The 18,902-nt window shown below is 61.8% G+C and carries 26 protein-coding genes and 5 pseudogenes; all 31 read left to right on the forward strand.

Annotation, left to right across the window (positions count from 1 at the left end; genetic code table 11):
* A pseudogene (gene tuf, locus X742_RS1000000172800) lies at positions 1-299 on the forward strand (elongation factor Tu); the annotation flags it as partial.
* Positions 299-394: pseudogene (locus X742_RS1000000176570) on the forward strand (elongation factor Tu); the annotation flags it as partial. The pseudogenes tuf and X742_RS1000000176570, both read left to right, overlap by 1 nt.
* 69 nt (positions 395-463) lie before the next feature.
* Positions 464-772, forward strand: coding sequence for a 30S ribosomal protein S10 (rpsJ, locus tag X742_RS148705; protein ID WP_010909272.1), 309 nt, complete (start codon positions 464-466; stop codon positions 770-772).
* Positions 773-833: 61 nt separating this feature from the next.
* The gene (gene rplC, locus X742_RS148700) at positions 834-1,556 is read left to right on the forward strand and encodes a 50S ribosomal protein L3 (protein ID WP_023773629.1); all 723 of its coding nucleotides are present in this window, start codon (positions 834-836) and stop codon (positions 1,554-1,556) included.
* Positions 1,556-2,176, forward strand: a complete 621-nt coding sequence (gene rplD, locus X742_RS148695; RefSeq protein ID WP_015317984.1) for a 50S ribosomal protein L4 — start codon at positions 1,556-1,558, stop codon at positions 2,174-2,176. Before rplC ends, rplD begins: the two co-directional genes overlap by 1 nt.
* Positions 2,173-2,466: a 50S ribosomal protein L23 gene (locus tag X742_RS148690; protein ID WP_010909275.1), complete on the forward strand. Its 294-nt coding sequence runs from the start codon at positions 2,173-2,175 to the stop codon at positions 2,464-2,466. Before rplD ends, X742_RS148690 begins: the two co-directional genes overlap by 4 nt.
* A 23-nt stretch (positions 2,467-2,489) precedes the next feature.
* Positions 2,490-3,331 (forward strand): annotated as a pseudogene (gene rplB, locus X742_RS01000000170360) (50S ribosomal protein L2).
* Positions 3,332-3,347: 16 nt separating this feature from the next.
* Positions 3,348-3,626 (forward strand): 30S ribosomal protein S19, encoded by a 279-nt coding sequence (gene rpsS, locus X742_RS148685; protein ID WP_015317982.1) that lies wholly within the window; start codon positions 3,348-3,350, stop codon positions 3,624-3,626.
* Positions 3,627-3,628: 2 nt separating this feature from the next.
* Positions 3,629-4,018, forward strand: a complete 390-nt coding sequence (rplV, locus tag X742_RS148680) for a 50S ribosomal protein L22 (protein WP_010909277.1) — start codon at positions 3,629-3,631, stop codon at positions 4,016-4,018.
* A pseudogene (gene rpsC / locus X742_RS0137620) lies at positions 4,018-4,885 on the forward strand (30S ribosomal protein S3); the annotation flags it as partial. The gene rplV and the pseudogene rpsC, both read left to right, overlap by 1 nt.
* Before the next feature lie 30 nt (positions 4,886-4,915).
* Positions 4,916-5,329 carry a 50S ribosomal protein L16 gene (gene rplP, locus X742_RS148675; protein ID WP_006205460.1) on the forward strand — a complete coding sequence of 138 codons (414 nt, stop codon included), beginning with the start codon at positions 4,916-4,918 and terminating at the stop codon, positions 5,327-5,329.
* Positions 5,330-5,342: 13 nt separating this feature from the next.
* Positions 5,343-5,543, forward strand: a complete 201-nt coding sequence (gene rpmC / locus X742_RS148670) for a 50S ribosomal protein L29 (RefSeq protein ID WP_006205459.1) — start codon at positions 5,343-5,345, stop codon at positions 5,541-5,543.
* 11 nt (positions 5,544-5,554) lie between these two features.
* Positions 5,555-5,794, forward strand: a complete 240-nt coding sequence (rpsQ, locus tag X742_RS148665; RefSeq protein WP_010909280.1) for a 30S ribosomal protein S17 — start codon at positions 5,555-5,557, stop codon at positions 5,792-5,794.
* A gap of 72 nt (positions 5,795-5,866) precedes the next feature.
* Positions 5,867-6,235 (forward strand): 50S ribosomal protein L14, encoded by a 369-nt coding sequence (gene rplN, locus X742_RS148660; protein ID WP_006205457.1) that lies wholly within the window; start codon positions 5,867-5,869, stop codon positions 6,233-6,235.
* A 12-nt stretch (positions 6,236-6,247) separates the two neighbouring features.
* On the forward strand, positions 6,248-6,562 hold the full coding sequence (rplX, locus tag X742_RS148655) for a 50S ribosomal protein L24 (RefSeq protein ID WP_006205456.1): 315 nt from the start codon (positions 6,248-6,250) through the stop codon (positions 6,560-6,562).
* Positions 6,555-7,133, forward strand: a complete 579-nt coding sequence (rplE, locus tag X742_RS148650; protein WP_023773630.1) for a 50S ribosomal protein L5 — start codon at positions 6,555-6,557, stop codon at positions 7,131-7,133. The genes rplX and rplE overlap by 8 nt, the downstream gene beginning before the upstream one ends.
* A gap of 27 nt (positions 7,134-7,160) precedes the next feature.
* A complete protein-coding gene (gene rpsN, locus X742_RS148645; RefSeq protein ID WP_013895695.1) occupies positions 7,161-7,466 on the forward strand; it encodes a 30S ribosomal protein S14 in 306 nt (101 codons plus the stop codon).
* Positions 7,467-7,478: 12 nt separating this feature from the next.
* Entirely contained in the window at positions 7,479-7,877 is a 399-nt protein-coding gene (rpsH, locus tag X742_RS148640) for a 30S ribosomal protein S8 (protein ID WP_006205453.1), read from the forward strand.
* Positions 7,878-7,965: 88 nt separating this feature from the next.
* The gene (rplF, locus tag X742_RS148635) at positions 7,966-8,499 is read left to right on the forward strand and encodes a 50S ribosomal protein L6 (RefSeq protein WP_013895694.1); all 534 of its coding nucleotides are present in this window, start codon (positions 7,966-7,968) and stop codon (positions 8,497-8,499) included.
* 137 nt (positions 8,500-8,636) lie between these two features.
* Positions 8,637-8,996: a 50S ribosomal protein L18 gene (gene rplR, locus X742_RS148630; RefSeq protein WP_015317978.1), complete on the forward strand. Its 360-nt coding sequence runs from the start codon at positions 8,637-8,639 to the stop codon at positions 8,994-8,996.
* 132 nt (positions 8,997-9,128) lie between these two features.
* A complete protein-coding gene (gene rpsE / locus X742_RS148625; protein WP_006333394.1) occupies positions 9,129-9,692 on the forward strand; it encodes a 30S ribosomal protein S5 in 564 nt (187 codons plus the stop codon).
* 24 nt (positions 9,693-9,716) lie between these two features.
* The gene (gene rpmD, locus X742_RS148620) at positions 9,717-9,914 is read left to right on the forward strand and encodes a 50S ribosomal protein L30 (protein ID WP_006205449.1); all 198 of its coding nucleotides are present in this window, start codon (positions 9,717-9,719) and stop codon (positions 9,912-9,914) included.
* A 22-nt stretch (positions 9,915-9,936) separates the two neighbouring features.
* Positions 9,937-10,410, forward strand: a complete 474-nt coding sequence (gene rplO / locus X742_RS148615) for a 50S ribosomal protein L15 (protein ID WP_015317977.1) — start codon at positions 9,937-9,939, stop codon at positions 10,408-10,410.
* Positions 10,411-10,603: 193 nt separating this feature from the next.
* Positions 10,604-11,944: a preprotein translocase subunit SecY gene (secY, locus tag X742_RS148610; protein WP_015317976.1), complete on the forward strand. Its 1,341-nt coding sequence runs from the start codon at positions 10,604-10,606 to the stop codon at positions 11,942-11,944.
* Positions 11,941-12,537 (forward strand): adenylate kinase, encoded by a 597-nt coding sequence (locus X742_RS148605; RefSeq protein WP_023773631.1) that lies wholly within the window; start codon positions 11,941-11,943, stop codon positions 12,535-12,537. Before secY ends, X742_RS148605 begins: the two co-directional genes overlap by 4 nt.
* Positions 12,538-12,737: 200 nt before the next feature.
* The gene (rpsM, locus tag X742_RS148600; protein WP_006205445.1) at positions 12,738-13,106 is read left to right on the forward strand and encodes a 30S ribosomal protein S13; all 369 of its coding nucleotides are present in this window, start codon (positions 12,738-12,740) and stop codon (positions 13,104-13,106) included.
* Positions 13,107-13,243: 137 nt separating this feature from the next.
* On the forward strand, positions 13,244-13,633 hold the full coding sequence (rpsK, locus tag X742_RS148595) for a 30S ribosomal protein S11 (protein WP_006205444.1): 390 nt from the start codon (positions 13,244-13,246) through the stop codon (positions 13,631-13,633).
* 103 nt (positions 13,634-13,736) lie between these two features.
* Positions 13,737-14,747 (forward strand): DNA-directed RNA polymerase subunit alpha, encoded by a 1,011-nt coding sequence (locus X742_RS148590; RefSeq protein ID WP_006205443.1) that lies wholly within the window; start codon positions 13,737-13,739, stop codon positions 14,745-14,747.
* A 104-nt stretch (positions 14,748-14,851) separates the two neighbouring features.
* A complete protein-coding gene (gene rplQ / locus X742_RS148585) occupies positions 14,852-15,280 on the forward strand; it encodes a 50S ribosomal protein L17 (RefSeq protein ID WP_023773632.1) in 429 nt (142 codons plus the stop codon).
* A gap of 323 nt (positions 15,281-15,603) precedes the next feature.
* Positions 15,604-17,097: a DegQ family serine endoprotease gene (locus X742_RS148580; RefSeq protein ID WP_023773633.1), complete on the forward strand. Its 1,494-nt coding sequence runs from the start codon at positions 15,604-15,606 to the stop codon at positions 17,095-17,097.
* 168 nt (positions 17,098-17,265) lie between these two features.
* Positions 17,266-18,649 (forward strand): annotated as a pseudogene (locus X742_RS01000000170365) (replication-associated recombination protein A).
* Positions 18,650-18,902: the final 253 nt, after the last annotated feature.

The raw sequence follows: 18,902 nt of genomic DNA on the forward strand, positions 1-18,902 counted from the left end.
AANTGGCCAAGCCGGGCACGGTGAAGCCGCACAAGAAGTTCGTGGCCGAAGCCTACATCCTGACCAAGGACGAAGGCGGCCGTCATACGCCGTTCTTCACCAACTACCGTCCGCAGTTCTACTTCCGCACGACCGACGTGACCGGCATCGTGTCGCTGCCGGAAGGCACCGAGATGGTGATGCCCGGCGACAACATCACGGTCGATGTCGAGCTGATCGTGCCGATCGCCATGGAAGAGAAGCTGCGCTTCGCCATCCGTGAAGGCGGCCGCACCGTCGGTGCCGGCATCGTCGTNTGATCGTGCCGATCGCCATGGAAGAGAAGCTGCGCTTCGCCATCCGTGAAGGCGGCCGCACCGTCGGTGCCGGCATCGTCGTCACCATCAAAGAGTAATTTGGACTTAAACCGATCTGTCGCGGGCGCCGGAGTTGCCCGCGCCGCGCCAGAACAAGGAAGTGACGCATGAACGGACAGAATATCCGCATCCGCCTGAAGGCGTTTGATCACCGCGTGCTCGACGCCTCGACGAAGGAAATCGTGTCGACGGCCAAGCGCACCGGGGCAAACGTCCGCGGCCCCATTCCGCTGCCGACGCGGATCGAAAAGTTCACGGTCAACCGGTCGCCCCACGTCGACAAGAAGAGCCGCGAGCAGTTCGAGATGCGCACGCACAAGCGTCTGCTCGACATCGTCGATCCGACCCCGCAGACGGTCGATGCTTTGATGAAGCTCGATCTGGCCGCCGGCGTCGACGTCGAGATCAAGCTCTAAGGGAATGAGAGCGCGGTAAGGGGCGGTGCCCCTGGCCCGGAACTCTAAAGGAATTGAACCGATGCGTTCAGGTGTGATTGCAAAGAAGGTGGGAATGACCCGCATCTATAATGATGCCGGGGAACATGTTCCCGTCACCGTTCTCCAGATGGAGAACTGCCAGGTCGTGGCACAGCGCACGCAGGAGAAGAATGGCTACACCGCCGTTCAGCTCGGCGTTGGCCTCGCCAAGGTGAAGAACACGTCGAAGGCGATGCGCGGCCATTTCGCGACCGCCTCCGTCGAGCCGAAGGCGAAGGTCGCTGAGTTCCGCGTCTCCGCCGACAACATGATCGACGTCGGCGCCGAGATCACCGTCGACCATTTTGTCGCCGGCCAGAAGGTCGATGTGACGGGCACGACGATCGGCAAGGGTTTCCAGGGCGTCATCAAACGCCACCACATGGGTGGTGGCCGCGCGACCCACGGTAACTCGGTCTCGCACCGTACACACGGTTCGACCGGTCAGCGCCAGGACCCGGGCAAGGTGTTCAAGGGCAAGCATATGGCTGGTCACATGGGCGACGTCAGGGTCACCACGCAGAATGTCGAGGTCGTTTCGACCGATGCCGACCGCGGCCTGATCCTGATCCGCGGCGCGGTTCCCGGATCGAAGGGCGCCTGGATCCTGGTCCGCGACGCGGCCAAAGTGGCTCTGCCGGCCAATGCGCCGAAGCCCGCCGCGATCCGCGCCGTTGAGGCAGCTGCTAAGAACGAGGCTCCGGCCACAGAGGGAGCGGAATAATGGATCTCAAGATCACAACGCTCGGCGGCAAAGACGCCGGCAAGGTGGAACTTTCCGACGGAATTTTCGGCCTTGATCCCCGCGAGGACATTCTGCAGCGCGTCGTGCGCTGGCAGCTTGCCAAGAAGCAGCAGGGCACGCACAAGGCCAAGGGCCGCGCCGAAATCGCGCGCACCGGTGCCAAGATGTACAAGCAGAAGGGTACGGGCCGCGCCCGTCACCACTCGGCACGCGCTCCGCAGTTCCGCGGCGGCGGCAAGGCCCACGGCCCGGTCGTTCGCAGCCATGAGCATGAACTGCCCAAGAAGGTTCGTGCGCTTGGCCTCAAGCATGCCCTTTCGGCCAAGGCCAAGAGCGCGTCGATCATCATCATCGACGAGCTGAAGCTGACCGAGGCCAAGACCAAGGCGCTGATCGCGAATTTCGCGACACTGGGCCTGACCAACGCCCTGGTGATTGGCGGGGCCGAGCTTGACAAGAACTTCAAGCTGGCAGCCACCAACATCCCCAACATCGACGTGCTGCCCATCCAGGGCATCAACGTCTACGACATTCTGCGCCGCGGCACGCTGGTCCTTTCGAAGGCCGCCGTCGAGGCTCTCGAGGAGCGCTTTAAATGACCGACCTTCGTCACTACGACGTGATCGTCTCGCCGGCGATCACTGAAAAGTCGACCATGGCCTCCGAGCAGAACCAGGTCGTCTTCAACGTCGCCAAGAAGGCGTCGAAGCCCGAAATCAAGGCCGCCGTCGAAGCGCTGTTCGGCGTCAAGGTGATGGCCGTGAACACGCTTGTCCGCAAGGGCAAGATCAAGCGCTTCCGCGGCACGATCGGCCGCCAGAGCGACGTCAAGAAGGCGATCGTGACGCTGGCCGACGGCCAGTCGATCGACGTCGCGACGGGTCTCTGAGCAAGGCCGCGAGGACAACAACAATGGCACTGAAAAAATTCAACCCGGTAACGCCGAGCACCCGCCAGCTGGTCATCGTCGACCGCTCGGGCCTCTATAAGGGCAAGCCCGTCAAGGGCCTGACCGAGGGTCTGACCAAGTCGGGCGGCCGCAACAACCACGGCCGTATCACCGCCCGCTTCATCGGTGGTGGCCACAAGCGTTCGTACCGCATGATCGACTTCAAGCGTCGCAAGTTCGACGTTGTCGGCACGGTCGAGCGCATTGAATACGATCCGAACCGCACCGCCTTCATCGCACTGATCAAGTATGATGATGGTGAGCTGTCCTACATCATCGCTCCGCAGCGTCTGGCTCCTGGCGACAAGATCGTGGCTGGCGAAGCGGTCGACGTGAAGCCGGGCAATGCGATGCCGCTGGCCTCGATGCCGGTCGGCACCATCGTCCACAACATCGAGCTGAAGCCGGGCAAGGGCGCCCAGGTCGCCCGGTCGGCAGGTGGTTACGGCCAGTTGGTCGGCCGTGACCAGGGTATGGCGATCCTGCGCCTCAACTCGGGCGAGCAGCGTGTCGTTCACGGCTCCTGCATGGCCACCGTCGGTGCCGTGTCCAATCCGGACCACGGCAACATCAACGACGGCAAGGCCGGCCGCACGGTTTGGCGTGGCAAGCGCCCGCACAATCGCGGCGTGACCATGAACCCGGTCGACCACCCGCATGGCGGTGGTGAAGGCCGCACCTCCGGTGGCCGTCATCCGGTCAGTCCGTGGGGCAAGCCGACCAAGGGCAAGAAGACGCGGTCCAACAAGGCGACCNGGCGACCGACAAGTTCATCCTGCGCTCGCGCCATCAGCGCAAGAGCTAAGAAGAGGTAACGCCAAGTGACTCGTTCTATTTGGAAAGGCCCCTTCATCGACGGCTACCTTCTCAAGAAGGTGGACAAGGTTCGTGAAGGCGGTCGCAATGAGGTGATCAAGATGTGGAGCCGTCGCTCCACCATCCTGCCGCAGTTCGTCGGCCTCACCTTCGGTGTCTACAACGGCCAGAAGCATGTTCCCGTTTCGGTGAACGAGGACATGGTCGGTCACAAGTTCGGTGAATTCGCTCCGACCCGGACCTATTACGGTCACGGCGCGGATAAGAAGGCGAAGAGGAAATAATCATGGGCAAGGCCAAAGCTCCGCGCAGGCTTGCTGACAACGAAGCGCGCGCCGTGTTGCGCACGATCCGTATCAGCCCGCAGAAGCTGAACCTGGTTGCCGCGCTGATCCGCGGCAAGAAGGTCGCGACAGCGCTTTCCGATCTCGAATTCTCGGCCAAGCGGATTTCCGGCACGGTCAAGAAGACGCTGGAATCGGCAATCGCCAACGCGGAAAACAACCACGACCTTGATGTCGATGCGCTGGTAGTGGCGGAAGCCTATGTCGGCAAGTCGATCGTCATGAAGCGGTTCCACGCTCGTGGCCGTGGTCGCGCCAGCCGTATCGAGAAGCCGTTCTCGCACCTCACGATCGTCGTTCGTGAAGTCGAAGAAAAAGGGGAGGCCGCATAATGGGCCAGAAAGTCAATCCGATCGGTCTTCGCCTCGGCATCAACCGCACCTGGGATTCGCGCTGGTTCGCGAACACCGGCGAGTACGGCAAGCTGCTGCATGAGGACATCAAGATCCGCAAGTATCTTGAGAAGGAACTCAAGCAGGCCGCGATCTCGAAGGTCGTGATCGAGCGTCCGCACAAGAAGTGCCGCGTCACCATCCATGCCGCGCGCCCGGGTCTGATCATCGGCAAGAAGGGCGCCGACATCGAGAAGCTTCGCAAGAAGCTGATGGAGATGACGAAGNCAGGCCGCGATCTCGAAGGTCGTGATCGAGCGTCCGCACAAGAAGTGCCGCGTCACCATCCATGCCGCGCGTCCGGGTCTGATCATCGGCAAGAAGGGCGCCGACATCGAGAAGCTTCGCAAGAAGCTGATGGAGATGACGAAGTCCGAGACGCACCTCAACATCGTTGAAGTGCGCAAGCCGGAGATCGACGCGACCCTGGTCGCCCAGTCGATCGCCCAGCAGCTCGAGCGCCGTATCGCGTTCCGCCGCGCCATGAAGCGTGCCGTTCAGTCGGCCATGCGCCTCGGTGCCGAAGGCATCCGCATCAACTGCGCCGGCCGTCTTGGCGGCGCCGAGATCGCGCGCATGGAATGGTACCGTGAAGGTCGCGTGCCGCTGCACACGCTGCGCGCCGATGTCGACTACGGCACGGCCGAGGCGAACACGGCGTATGGCATCTGCGGCGTCAAGGTCTGGGTATTCAAGGGCGAGATCCTCGAGCACGATCCGATGGCTTCGGAACGTCGCGCGACCGAGGGTGATGCCGCGCATGGCGGTGGTGGTGATCGCGAACGCGGTCGTCGTCGCGAAAACGCCTGAGACATTTAGGAATTTGGAGTTAGAACGATGCTGCAGCCAAAGCGCACAAAGTTCCGCAAGCAGTTCAAGGGCCGTATCCATGGTACCGCAAAGGGCGGCACCAACCTGGATTTCGGTGGTTTCGGGCTGAAGGCGCTTGAGCCGAACCGCGTCACCGCGCGTGAGATCGAGGCGGCCCGCCGCGCGATCACTCGCGAAATGAAGCGTGCCGGCCGCGTCTGGATCCGCATTTTCCCGGACGTGCCGGTCACGTCGAAGCCGACCGAAGTCCGCATGGGCAAGGGCAAGGGCGCGGTCGATTACTGGGCGGCGCGCGTCAAGCCGGGCCGCATCATGTTCGAGATCGACGGCGTCAATGAAGAAACCGCCCGTGAGGCGCTGCGTCTCGGCGCGGCCAAGCTCTCGGTCAGGACGCGCTTCGTACAGCGCATCGCAGAATAAGGACGGGCTGATCATGAAAGCCGAAGACATCCGGACCAAGACCCAGGACCAACTGACCGACGACTTGGCCAGCCTGAAGAAGGAGCAGTTCAACCTGCGCTTCCAGAAGGCCACCGGCCAGCTCGAGAAGACCGCGCGCGTGAGGCAGGTCCGCAAGGACATTGCGCGTATCAAGACCATCGCTGCGGAAAAGTCCGCGGCCAAGAAGGCTTAAGGACGAAAACCATGCCAAAGCGCATTCTGCAGGGCACCGTCGTCAGCGACAAGAACGAGAAGACGGTTGTCGTCAAGGTCGAACGGCGCTTCACGCATCCCGTGATGAAGAAGACCGTGCGCATGACCAAGAAGTACAAGGCGCACGACGAGAACAACGCCCACAAGGTTGGCGATCAGGTGTTCATCCAGGAATCGAAGCCGATTTCCAAGGACAAGCGCTGGATCGTCGTATCCTCGGATCAGGCGTAAACAAACGAATTTTGGACAGACCGGGGAGGGGCTTCGAGCCCATCCCGTTAGAAAAGAAGAAGGCGGCCAGTCATGATTCAGATGCAAACAAACCTCGACGTGGCGGATAATTCCGGCGCGCGTCGTGTCATGTGCATCAAGGTGCTGGGCGGCTCGAAGCGGAAATACGCTTCCGTGGGCGACATCATCGTGGTGTCGATCAAGGAAGCCATTCCGCGCGGCCGCGTTAAGAAGGGCGATGTGATGAAGGCGGTCGTGGTTCGCACGGCCAAGGACATCCGCCGCCCGGACGGCAGCGTGATCCGTTTCGACAAGAACGCGGCCGTTCTCGTCGACAACAAAAAAGAGCCGATCGGCACGCGTATCTTCGGACCGGTTCCGCGCGAACTTCGCGCCAAAAACCACATGAAGATCATCTCGCTCGCGCCTGAAGTGCTGTAAGGAGCCGGACCAATGCAAAAGATTAGAAAAGGCGACAAGGTCGTCGTGCTGGCCGGCAAGGACAAGGGCCGTTCGGGCGAAGTCCTCTCGGTTCAGCCGAAGGATGACACCGCGCTGGTGCGCGGCGTCAACATGATCCGTCGTCACCAGAAGCAGTCCCAGTCCCAAGAGGGCGGGATCATCACCAAGGAAGCGCCGATCCAGCTGTCGAACATCGCGCTGGCCGACCCGAAGGATGGCAAGCCGACCCGCGTCGGTTTCATCTTCCAGAAGGACGGCAAGAAGGTGCGCGTCGCCAAGCGCTCGGGAGAAGTCATCAATGGCTAAGGCTCAAACCAAGCAGGCGACTGCCAACAACACGCCGCGCCTCAAGCAGGTCTACAACGAGACCATCCGCAAGGCGCTGCAGGAGCAGTTCGGCTACGACAACGAGATGCAGGTTCCGCGCCTCGACAAGATCGTGCTGAACATGGGTGTGGGCGAAGCGACCGCCGATTCGAAGAAACCTTCGGTCGCGGCCGAGGACCTGGCGATGATTGCCGGCCAGAAGGCCGTCGTCACCCGCGCCCGCAATTCGATCGCGGGCTTCAAGGTTCGCGAGAAGATGCCAATCGGTGCCAAGGTCACGCTGCGCAAGGAACGCATGTACGAGTTCCTCGACCGCCTCGTGAACATCGCGCTGCCGCGCGTCCGCGACTTCCGCGGACTGAACCCCAAGAGCTTCGATGGCCGTGGCAACTACGCCATGGGCATCAAGGAGCACATCGTGTTCCCGGAGATCAATTACGACAAGGTTGATCAGATCTGGGGCATGGACGTCATCGTTTGTACGACTGCGAAGACGGACGACGAAGCCAGGGCTTTGCTCAAGGCCTTCAACTTCCCCTTCCGCCAGTAACGGCAGCGAGAAAAGGAAAAATCTGAAATGGCAAAGACCAGCTCAGTCGAGAAGAACAACAGGCGCCGCAAGCTTGCAGACCAGTACGGTCCCAAGCGCGCTGCGCTCAAAGCGATCATCATGGATCAATCCAAGCCGATGGAAGAGCGCTTCCGCGCTCAGCTCAAGCTTGCCGCCATGCCGCGCAACTCGGCCAAAATCCGCATCCGCAACCGCTGCGAAGTCACCGGCCGCCCGCGCGCCTACTATCGCAAGCTCAAAGTATCGCGCATCGCGCTTCGGGATCTCGGCAATAACGGCCAGATCCCGGGCCTGGTCAAGTCGAGCTGGTAAGGAGGACATAATATGTCATTGAGCGATCCTCTCGGCGATATGCTGACCCGCATCCGCAACGCCTATGGCCGCAAGAAGTCGAGTGTCTCGACGCCGGCCTCGCGTCTGCGCACCCGCGTCCTCGACGTGCTGAAGGCTGAAGGGTATATCCGCGACTACAGCCAGACCGACTTCGATAACGGCAAGTCCGAGATCGAAATCGAGCTGAAGTATTTCGACGGTGCCCCGGTGGTGCGCGAAATCGCCCGCGTATCGAAGCCCGGCCGCCGCGTTTACGTCTCGGCCAAGTCGATCCCGCACGTGGCCAACGGCCTCGGCATTGCCATCCTTTCGACACCGAAGGGCGTGATGGCCGACCATGAAGCACGCGAACAGAACGTCGGCGGCGAGATCCTCTGCCAGATCTTCTGATCCGGCAGCTTACCGCACGTGGAATTCGGTCTTCGGATCGTTCCCGAAGACAGAGACCTGAAACAAGAGAAGTGACGAGGACAACCTGATGTCTCGTATTGGAAAGAAACCCGTTTCGCTGCCGCAGGGCGTGACCGCGACCGTCAATGGCCAGACCGTGACGGCGAAGGGCCCCAAGGGCGAGCTGAAGTTCGTGGTGAACGACGAAGTCCTGGTCAAGATGGAAGGCAGCGAAATCGCTGTCCAGCCGCGCGACCAGACCAAGACCGCCCGCTCCAAGTGGGGCATGTCGCGCACGCAGATCGTCAACATCCTGCAGGGCGTGAAGGACGGTTTCGAGAAGAAGCTCGAGATCACCGGCGTCGGCTATCGCGCCGCCTTGCAGGGCAAGAACCTGCAACTAGCCCTTGGCTTCAGCCATGATGTCGTCTACGAGACGCCGGCCGGCATCACGATCACCGTGCCGAAGCCGACTGAAATCACCGTGGCCGGCATCGACAAGCAGCAGGTCGGCCAGGTCGCGGCGGAGATCCGCGAATACCGCGGTCCCGAGCCCTACAAGGGCAAGGGCGTCCGCTACGCTGGCGAGAAGATCGTCCGCAAGGAAGGCAAGAAGAAGTAATCGGCTTGGCCCTGAAAAGTTGCAGACTTTTCGGACAGGGACCAAGCCACGGAAGTTAACGCCGCGGGGAGCGGTCGCGGGAGGCGCTTCGCCTACCGCATATGGCGGCCCCCGTTTTTTGAAGGCAAGGAACTATCATGGCTATCAAGGAATCCATCCAGCGCCGAGCGCAGCGCGTGCGCCGTCAGATCAAGAAAGTCGCCGGCGAGCGTCCGCGTCTGTCGGTTCATCGCACGTCGAAGAACATCTACGTCCAGGTCATCGACGACGCCAAGGGCCACACCATCGCCGCCGCGTCGACGCTCGAGAAGGACCTCAAGGGTTCGCTCAAGACCGGCGCTGACACTGCTGCCGCCGCTGCGATCGGCAAGCTGATTGCAGAGCGCGCCACCAAGGCCGGCGTCAAGGAAGTCGTCTTCGATCGCGGCGCCTACATCTATCACGGCCGCGTCAAGGCACTGGCTGAAGCGGCCCGCGAAGGCGGTCTCAGCTTCTAAGCATGACCTCCGAAAGTTCCAGACTTTTCGGATAAGATCATGCAAAGGAAGAAATAACTTTCACCGTCGGCGACCCAAAGCGGCGCCGGCAATCAGCAACCCGTGCTTCCGGAAAAGAACAAGGAACAGGATATGGCACAGGAACGTAGGGATGGCGGCCGCGGCCGCGATCGTGAAGAACGCGATGACGGGATGGTTGACAAGCTTGTCCACATCAACCGCGTCGCCAAGGTCGTCAAGGGCGGCCGTCGCTTTGGTTTTGCCGCACTCGTCGTCGTCGGCGACCAGAAGGGCCGCGTTGGCTTTGGTCACGGCAAGGCGCGCGAAGTGCCGGAAGCTATCCGCAAGGCAACTGAATCCGCAAAGCGCGACATGATCTTCGTGCCGTTGCGCTCGGGCCGGACGCTGCACCACGACGTTGAGGGACGTTGGGGCGCTGGCCGCGTTTTGCTGCGCGCTGCCAAGCAGGGTACCGGCATCATCGCCGGCGGCCCGATGCGCGCCGTCTTCGAGACGCTGGGCATGCACGATGTGGTTGCCAAGTCGATGGGTTCGTCGAACCCGTACAACATGGTTCGCGCCACCTTCGACGCGCTGAAGAGCCAGATGCATCCCAAGGATGTGGCTGCCGCGCGTGGCATCAAGTATTCGACCCTTCAGGCCCGCCGCGGCACCGCCGTTGCGGCTGAAGAATAGTCGATCTGACCAGGGATTTTGACCATGGCCAAGAAAGCAACCAAGACCATCACCGTTGAGCAGATCGGTTCGCCGATCCGCCGCCCGAAAGAACAGCGCGCAACGCTGGTCGGCCTCGGCCTCAACAAGATGCACAAGCAGCGCACACTGGAAGATACGCCTTCCGTGCGCGGCATGATCGCTGCCGTCCAGCATCTCGTCCGCGTCGTGGACGAGGGCTGAGCAAGAGCGCAGGAGAACCCAGATGAAACTCAATGATCTCCGTGACAAGGACGGCGCGACGCACTCCAAGAAGCGTCTCGGCCGCGGCATCGGCTCCGGCTCCGGCAAGACCGCCGGTCGCGGCGTCAAGGGCCAGAAGGCGCGCTCCGGCGTCGCCGTCAACGGCTTCGAGGGTGGCCAGATGCCTCTCTACAGGCGCCTGCCGAAGCGTGGCTTCAACAACATCTTCGCCAAGAGCTTCACCGTTGTCTCGCTGGCCCGTATCCAGGAAGCCGTCGATGCCAAGAAGCTTGACGTCAAGGCGACCGTGACGGCCGAGGCGCTTGTCGCCGCCGGTGTCATCCGTCGCGTCAAGGATGGCGTGCGCGTGCTGTCCGATGGCGAACTCAAGGCCAAACTCGCCTTCGACGTCGCCGGCGCCTCCAAGGCCGCGATCGAGAAGATCGAAAAGGCCGGCGGTTCGGTCAAGCTGCCGGAAAAGGCAGCCGCCGAGTAACGGCAATTTGAAGCGCGGGCGGCAAGAGTGGTATCCGTTTTTGCTTCCGATCGCGCTTTGACCTGCTCAATTTAGCGGCCGCGTCGACGCGGCCGCTTGCATGTTTACAGCCCGGAGCTTATCTCGTGAGCTTCGGTGAAACGCACCGCCTGACCTCACGGGCCATCAAGCGTTACCAAGCGGAGAATCAGGCATGGCTTCGGCTGCTGAACAACTAGCCTCGAATCTGAATTTCTCGGCCTTCGCCAAGGCGGAGGACCTTAAGAAACGCATCTGGTTCACCATCGGCGCGTTGCTCGTATATCGCCTCGGTACCTACATCCCGCTTCCCGGCATCAATCCCGACGCTTTCGCCCAGGCCTTCTCCTCGCAGAGCAAGGGCGTGCTCGGCATGTTCAACATGTTCGCCGGCGGTGCCGTGCAGCGTATGGCGATCTTTGCACTCGGCATCATGCCCTACATCTCCGCTTCCATCATCATGCAGCTGATGACCTCGGTCATTCCCTCGCTGGAAGCGCTGAAGAAGGAAGGCGAGCAGGGCCGCAAGGTCATCAACCAGTACACGCGCTACGGCACCGTGCTTCTGGCGCTGGTGCAGGCCTATGGCATTTCGGTGGGACTGGAGAACGGCAACGGCATCGTCAGCGATCCCGGCATGTTCTTCCGCATCTCCACCGTCGTCACGCTGGTCGGCGGCACCATGTTCCTGATGTGGCTGGGCGAGCAGATCACCGCGCGCGGCATCGGCAACGGCATTTCGCTGATCATCTTCTCCGGCATCGTCGCTGGCTTGCCGCATGCCATTTCCGGCACACTGGAGCTCGGCCGTACCGGCGCCCTGTCGACCGGCCTGATCCTGGCGATCATCGTGCTGGCCATCGTCGTCATCGCGCTTATCGTGTTCTTCGAGCGCGCCCAGCGCCGCCTGCTGATCCAGTATCCGAAGCGCCAGGTCGGTAATCGCATGTTCCAGGGCGACACCTCGCATCTGCCGCTTAAGCTCAACACCTCGGGCGTCATCCCGCCGATCTTCGCGTCGTCGCTGCTTCTGCTGCCGGCCACCGTCGCCGGCTTCTCGCAGACGACCAACATGCCGGCCTGGGCCAGCACCATCCTGGCCTCGCTTGGCCACGGCCAGCCGCTCTACATGGCATTCTATGCGGCCATGATCGTGTTCTTCGCCTTCTTCTACACAGCGATCGTGTTCAACCCGAAGGACACCGCCGACCAGCTCAAGAAGCATTCGGGCTTCATCCCGGGCTACCGTCCGGGCGAGCGCACCGCCGATTACATCGACTACGTTCTCACCCGCATCACTGTCGTCGGCGCCATCTATCTGGTGCTGGTGTGCCTGTTGCCGGAGTTCCTGATCTCGGCGACTGGCGTACCATTCTACCTCGGTGGCACATCGCTTCTGATCGTGGTCAGTGTCACGCTCGATACGGTTGCGCAGATTCAGGGTCACCTGATCGCGCACCAGTATGAAGGCCTGATCAAGAAGTCGAAGCTGCGCGGGGGGAAGAAAGCCAGATGAGGTTGATTTTGCTTGGGCCGCCAGGAGCGGGCAAGGGGACACAAGCACAAAGACTGGTAGGAAAACACGGCATACCGCAGCTCTCGACGGGTGATATGCTGCGTGCCGCCGTTCAGGCCGGTACCGAGGTCGGAAAGCGTGCCAAGGCGGTGATGGATGCCGGCGAGCTGGTGTCCGACGCCATCGTCAACGCCATCGTCGCCGAGCGTATCGATCAGGCTGACTGCGCCAAGGGTTTTATCCTCGACGGCTATCCGCGCACGCTGGTGCAGGCCGATGCGGTTGAATCGATGCTTTCAGAGCGTGGCATTGGTCTCGACACCGTCATTGAACTGGTTGTCGACGACAAGGCCCTGGTTGGTCGAATCGTCAAGCGCGCCGATGATGCAAAGGCCGCCGGCCAGCCGGTTCGCAAGGACGACAATCCCGCCGTGTTCGAGGAGCGCCTGCGGGAGTACTACAAGAAGACCGCTCCGCTGACCGGCTACTATTACGCCAAAGGCAAGCTCAAGACTGTCGACGGTATGGCCAGTATCGACGCGGTAACCGCCGAGATTGAAGCCGTGCTCGCCGCGGCCGAGAAGGCGCGGTAAGGGAATTTAAAGATTAAGCTTGACGGACATGGCTTGCTGCGGTATGGCGGCCCGTCTTCCTATCAGATGCGCGCTTTGCCTGTCCGCAAGGGCAGGGCAGTCGCTTTGAACTGGAAACTCCCGCAAGGGCCGGCCTCCACCGGACGCGGGGCAATCTGAATAATGCCGGCTTGTCCGGCCCACATGGAGAAGAGAAGAACATGGCTCGTATAGCCGGCGTCAACATTCCGACCAACAAGCGCGTCGTCATCGCGCTTCAGTACATTCACGGCATTGGCAAGAAGTTCGCCCAGGAGATCGTCGACAAGGTCGGCATCCCGGCCGAGCGTCGCGTCAACCAGCTGACCGATGCGGAAGTGCTGCAGATCCGCGAGACCATCGACCGCGACTACCAGGTCGAAGGCGACCTGCGTCGCGAAGTGTCGATGAACATCAAGCGGCTCATGGACCTTGGCTGCTATCGCGGCCTGCGTCACCGCCGCTCGCTGCCGGTTCGCGGCCAGCGCACGCACACCAACGCACGTACCCGCAAGGGCCCGGCCAAGTCGATCGCCGGCAAGAAGAAGTAAGAGACTGAGTAGCTGGTGGCGGGTAGTGAATTGCGGCGTTGACGCCTGCACTGTCACTACTCACTAATTCACTTCTCACTTTTCCAGGTGGAGCCGCTGGCATTACGGCGGTGTAGAGATCAACTGAAAGGACTATCATGGCCAAGGAAGCCGCTCGTGTTCGCCGTCGCGAACGCAAGAACATTTCGTCGGGCGTTGCCCACGTCAATTCGACCTTCAACAACACGATGATCACCATCACCGACGCGCAGGGCAATTCGATTGCCTGGTCGTCGGCCGGTGCCCAGGGCTTCAAGGGCTCGCGCAAGTCGACCCCGTTCGCCGCCCAGATGGCTGCCGAGGACGTTGCCAAGAAGGCCCAGGAACACGGCATGCGCATGCTCGAAGTCGAGGTCTGCGGACCGGGCTCCGGTCGTGAGTCGGCGTTGCGCGCCCTGCAGGCGGCCGGCTTCACCATCACCTCGATCCGTGATGTGACGCCGATCCCGCACAATGGCTGCCGCCCGCGCAAGAAGCGCCGCGTCTAAGCAATTTATCGAACGCCGCGTGAGCGCCCAAGGGCGTTCCTCCGCGGTATTCCAGGTCGCCCGCCACGATTGGATGGTGGCGGGTCAACGGAAGGAAAGCATCATGATCCAGAAAAATTGGCAGGAACTGATCAAGCCGAACAAGATCGAGTTCTCGTCGAAGAAGAAGACGCTGACCACGCTGGTCGCTGAGCCGCTCGAGCGTGGCTTTGGCCTGACGCTTGGCAACGCGCTGCGCCGCGTGCTTCTGTCTTCGCTTCGCGGGGCGGCCGTCACCGCCGTGCAGATCGACGGTGTTCTGCACGAATTCTCGTCCATCGCCGGCGTGCGCGAGGACGTGACCGACATCGTCCTGAACATCAAGGAAATCGCCATCCGCATGGAGGGCGATGGCCCCAAGCGCATGGTCGTTCGCAAGCAGGGCCCGGGTGCGGTTCTTGCCGGCGACATCCAGACGGTTGGCGACGTGGAGATCCTCAATCCCGACCACGTCATCTGCACGCTGGACGAAGGCGCTGAAATCCGCATGGAATTCACCGTCGATACCGGCAAGGGCTACGTGCCTGCCGAGCGCAACCGCGCCGAGGACGCGCCGATTGGGCTGATCCCGGTCGACAGCCTCTATTCGCCGGTGAAGAAGGTCTCCTACAAGGTCGAGAACACCCGCGAGGGCCAGGTTCTCGACTATGACAAGCTGACCATGACCATCGAGACCGACGGTTCGATCTCGGGCGAGGACGCGGTGGCTTTCGCCGCCCGCATCCTGCAGGACCAGCTTGGCCTGTTCGTCAACTTCGACGAGCCGCAGAAGGAAGTCGCCGCCGAAGCCGTCACCGAGCTCGCCTTCAACCCGGCGCTGCTCAAGAAGGTCGACGAACTCGAGCTTTCGGTGCGTTCGGCCAACTGCCTGAAGAACGACAACATCGTCTATATCGGCGATCTCATCCAGAAGACCGAAGCCGAGATGCTGCGCACCCCGAACTTCGGCCGCAAGTCGCTGAACGAGATCAAGGAAGTGCTGGCGGCGATGGGTCTGCACCTCGGCATGGAAGTGCCGGACTGGCCGCCGGAAAACATCGAAGACCTCGCCAAGCGTTACGAAGACCAGTATTGAGCATGAATTCCAAGGATCAGCGGCGTGAGCCGCTCGATCCGACGGTCATGCGGAAAACCCTCGGAGGCCGTGGCCTCTTGAACAACTGAAGAAGGAAAAGAGCCATGCGCCACGGTTTTAAAGGCCGCCGCTTCGCCCGCAGCATTAGCCACCGCAAGTCGATGTTCGCCAACCTGGCGGTGTCGCTGCTCGAGCACGAGCAGATCGTCACCACCTTGCCGAAGGCGAAAGACCTGCGTCCGATCGTTGAGAAGCTGGTGACCCTCGGCAAGCGCGGCGACCTGCACGCGCGCCGCCAGGTGATCGCGCAGATCGGCAATGAAGGCGTCGTCAAGCGCCTGTTCGACACCATCGCCCCGCGCTATGCCACCCGCAACGGCGGCTATCTGCGCATCATGAAGGCCGGCTTCCGTCACGGCGACAATGCCGCGATGGCGGTCATCGAGTTCGTCGATCGCGACACCTCGGCCAAGGGCGCCGGCGATCGCGCCCGCATCGAAGCCGAAGGCACGGACGAAGTCGCAGCCGCATAAGGCTTCGCCTTTTCGGAGTGAATTAGAGGGGCCTGCGGGCCCCTTTTTCATAACGGCGTGCGCCAAGGCGTGCCCAAAACGATTGACTGCCGCGAAAATAATCGGATTTCAGCGGCTTAGCCTTTCATTTTGCACATTCGTCGGGACAATGCGCCCGAACTCGCTTGGAGGATTCGTAATGCGCGCCAAAAGACTGTCCTTTGTTCTGCTCTGNGTGCCCAAAACGATTGACTGCCGCGAAAATAATCGGATTTCAGCGGCTTAGCCTTTCATTTTGCACATTCGTTGGGACAATGCGCCCGAACTCGCTTGGAGGATTCGTAATGCGCGCCAAAAGACTGTCCTTTGTTCTGCTCTGCGCCTTCATGGTGTTCGCAGCCACACCGGCAGTTCGGCAGGCGCTGGCCGAAGACGCTGCCAAGCCCGCCGATCCAGGCCTCTCCGACGTGTTGACGGACTTGCTGCATGGCGTCGAAGGCGAGAATGCCACTTCAGGTCCGGACAAGCGCGTGCCTTTCGGCCGGGAGGAGGTCCAGCTTTCATTCGCGCCGCTGGTCAAGCAGACGGCACCCGCGGTGGTCAACGTCTATGCCTCGCAGACCGCCAAGGTGACATCGCCTTTCGAAGGCGATCCATTCTTCGAGGAATTCTTCGGCCGTGCCCAGCCGCGTGCGCAGTCTTCGCTCGGCTCGGGCGTGCTCGTCGATCCGAGCGGTGTCATCGTGACCAATTTCCACGTCATCAAGGATGCCGATGAGGTCAAGGTGGCGACCGCCGACGGCCGCGAATTCACCAGCAAGGTGATGCTGAAGGACGAGACGCTCGATCTCGCCGTGCTCAAGATCGAGTCCGACAAGCCGTTCCCGGTCATCGCCATCGGGGATTCCGACGCGCTCGAGGTCGGTGACCTGGTGCTGGCCATCGGCAACCCGTTCGGTGTTGGCCAGACCACAACCAGCGGCATCGTTTCCGCGCTTGCCCGCAGCCATATCGGCGTTTCGGATTCGGGTTATTTCATCCAGACAGACGCCGCCATCAACCCCGGCAATTCTGGCGGCGCGCTGATCAACATGGGCGGCCAGCTGATCGGCATCAACACCGCCATCTACAGCCGCAGCGGCGGCTCGATCGGCATCGGGTTCGCCATCCCCGCCAACATGGTGCGGGCTTTCGCCGATGCCGCCAAGGCCGGTCTCGATTTCTTCGAACGGCCCTATATCGGCGCCGAATTCGAAGCGGTGACGCCGCAGATCGCCGAATCGCTGGGCATGGAAAAGCCGACCGGCGCGCTGGTCTCCTCCGTCGACGTGACGGGTCCCGCCGGCAAGGCAGGATTGAAGCCGGGCGATGTCGTGCTGCAGATCAATGGCAAGCCGGTCGAGAGCATCGAGGCGCTCGACTACCGCATGGCGACGCTGTCGATCGGCACCAAGGCGAATTTCGCGATCCTGACCAAGGGTCAGCAAGCGGCGATGGACATTGCGCTGGAGCGCGCGCCGGCGGGGGCGAAAGCCTCGGAAGTGACGCTGCATGGCCGCAGCCCGTTCTCGGGCGCGAAGGTTTCGGAACTGTCGCCGCGGCTTGCCCAGAAGCTTGGCTTGCGCACCGATCTCAAGGGCGTGACGGTGATCGATATCAATCGCGATTCGCCGGCCGCCGATTTCGGCTTTCAGCCAGGCGACATCGTGCGCGAGGTCAACGGCACCACCATCGACACCGCCGCGGTGCTGGTGCAGGTCGCCCAGCAGGATACGCGCTGGTGGCGCTTTACCGTCGAGCGCGGCGGGCAGATACTGCGCCAGGTTTTGCGTTACTGAGTTCGACCCTGAAGGGATCGCGCTCCAAACTTGGAGCAGGTCGGTGTTTCACCAAAACGCCGACCTGCTCTATATCCTTGTTTTGACGCAATCCCGGACGGAAGTTTTGACGCAATCCCGGACGGAAAATCGCTTCACACTTTTCCTGGAATTGCTCTGAGGAAGTGCATGGCCGATCTGTTCAGCGTTGACGAACCGGAAAAGGTGCCGCCCGGACGGCCGCTGGCCGACAGGTTGCGTCCGAAAAATCTCGGCGAGGTCGTTGGCCAGGAACATCTGACGGGGCCCGATGGCGCGCTGACCCGGCTGATCGGCTCCGGCTCGCTGGGATCGATGATCTTCTGGGGGCCGCCAGGCACCGGCAAGACCACGGTGGCGAGGCTGCTTGCGGGCGAGACCAGCCTTGCCTTCGAGCAGATATCGGCGGTCTTTTCCGGTGTCGCCGACCTGAAGAAAGTGTTCGAGGCGGCCAAGCTGCGCCGTGCCAACGGCCGCCAGACCTTGCTTTTCGTCGACGAGATACATCGCTTCAACCGCGCCCAGCAGGATTCATTCCTCCCCGTCATGGAGGATGGGACGGTCGTGCTGGTGGGCGCCACCACAGAAAACCCGTCCTTCGAACTCAACGCGGCCTTGTTGTCGCGCGCGCGGGTCATGGTCTTTCATTCGCTGGGTGAGGACAGCATCGCCAAGCTGATGACGCGGGCGGAGGAGGCGGAGGGCAGNGGTCATGGTCTTTCATTCGCTGGGTGAGGACAGCATCGCCAAGCTGATGACGCGGGCGGAGGAGGCGGAGGGCAGGGCGCTGCCGCTTGGTGATGAAGCGCGCACGATGCTCATTCGTATGAGCGATGGCGACGGACGCGCATCGCTGACACTGGCAGAAGAGGTCTGGCGCGCGGCCAAACCTGGCGAGATATTCGATCCCGAAGGGCTGCAGCGAATCGTCCAGCGCCGTGCGCCGATTTACGACAAGGGCCAGGATGGCCATTACAACCTGATCTCGGCGCTGCACAAGTCGGTGCGCGGCTCGGATCCCGATGCCGCCCTCTACTATCTCGCGCGCATGTTCGATGCCGGGGAGGATCCGCTCTATCTAGGCCGCCGGCTGGTTCGCATGGCGATGGAGGACATCGGGCTGGCCGATCCGCAGGCCCTGGTCGTCGCCAACGCGGCCAAGGATGCCTACGACTATCTCGGCTCTCCGGAGGGGGAACTCGCCTTTGCCGAGGCCACCGTCTATCTCGCCACCGCGCCCAAATCCAATGCCGTTTACACTGCCTTCAAGGCTGCCATGCGGGCCGCTAAGGAACATGGCTCGCTACTGCCGCCGAAGCATATTCTCAACGCGCCGACCAAGCTGATGAAGGAAGAGGATTACGGCGCCGGCTACCGCTACGACCATGATGAGCCAGATGCCTTTTCAGGCCAGGATTATTTTCCGGAAAAGATGGGCCGCCAGACCTTCTACGATCCGCCCGAGCGTGGTTTCGAGCGCGACATCAGGAAGCGGCTCGACTACTGGGCAAAGCTGCGCAAAGAGCGGGAATAGCCGGGCTTGCGGAGCCCGGTGGCCCTATCGGCGCAAAACGCGGCCTCGCCCTGGTCGTCCGCTTCGGTTCTCCTGCATGGGCTGCTCGCCGCTAGCGTCATGTTGATACCATCGCCGAAGCGCCCGAGCCGGCCAGAGGAGGAGCGCGTGTCGGTCGCCATCCTGACGTCACTGCCATTTGAGGTTTCGACAAGGCCGCACCCAGCCCGGCCAGATACCATGGCCGTTGTGCGGTGATCCAAAAAACCTTATC

It is taken from the genome of Mesorhizobium sp. LNHC229A00 (assembly GCF_000502415.1).
Taxonomy (GTDB): domain Bacteria; phylum Pseudomonadota; class Alphaproteobacteria; order Rhizobiales; family Rhizobiaceae; genus Mesorhizobium.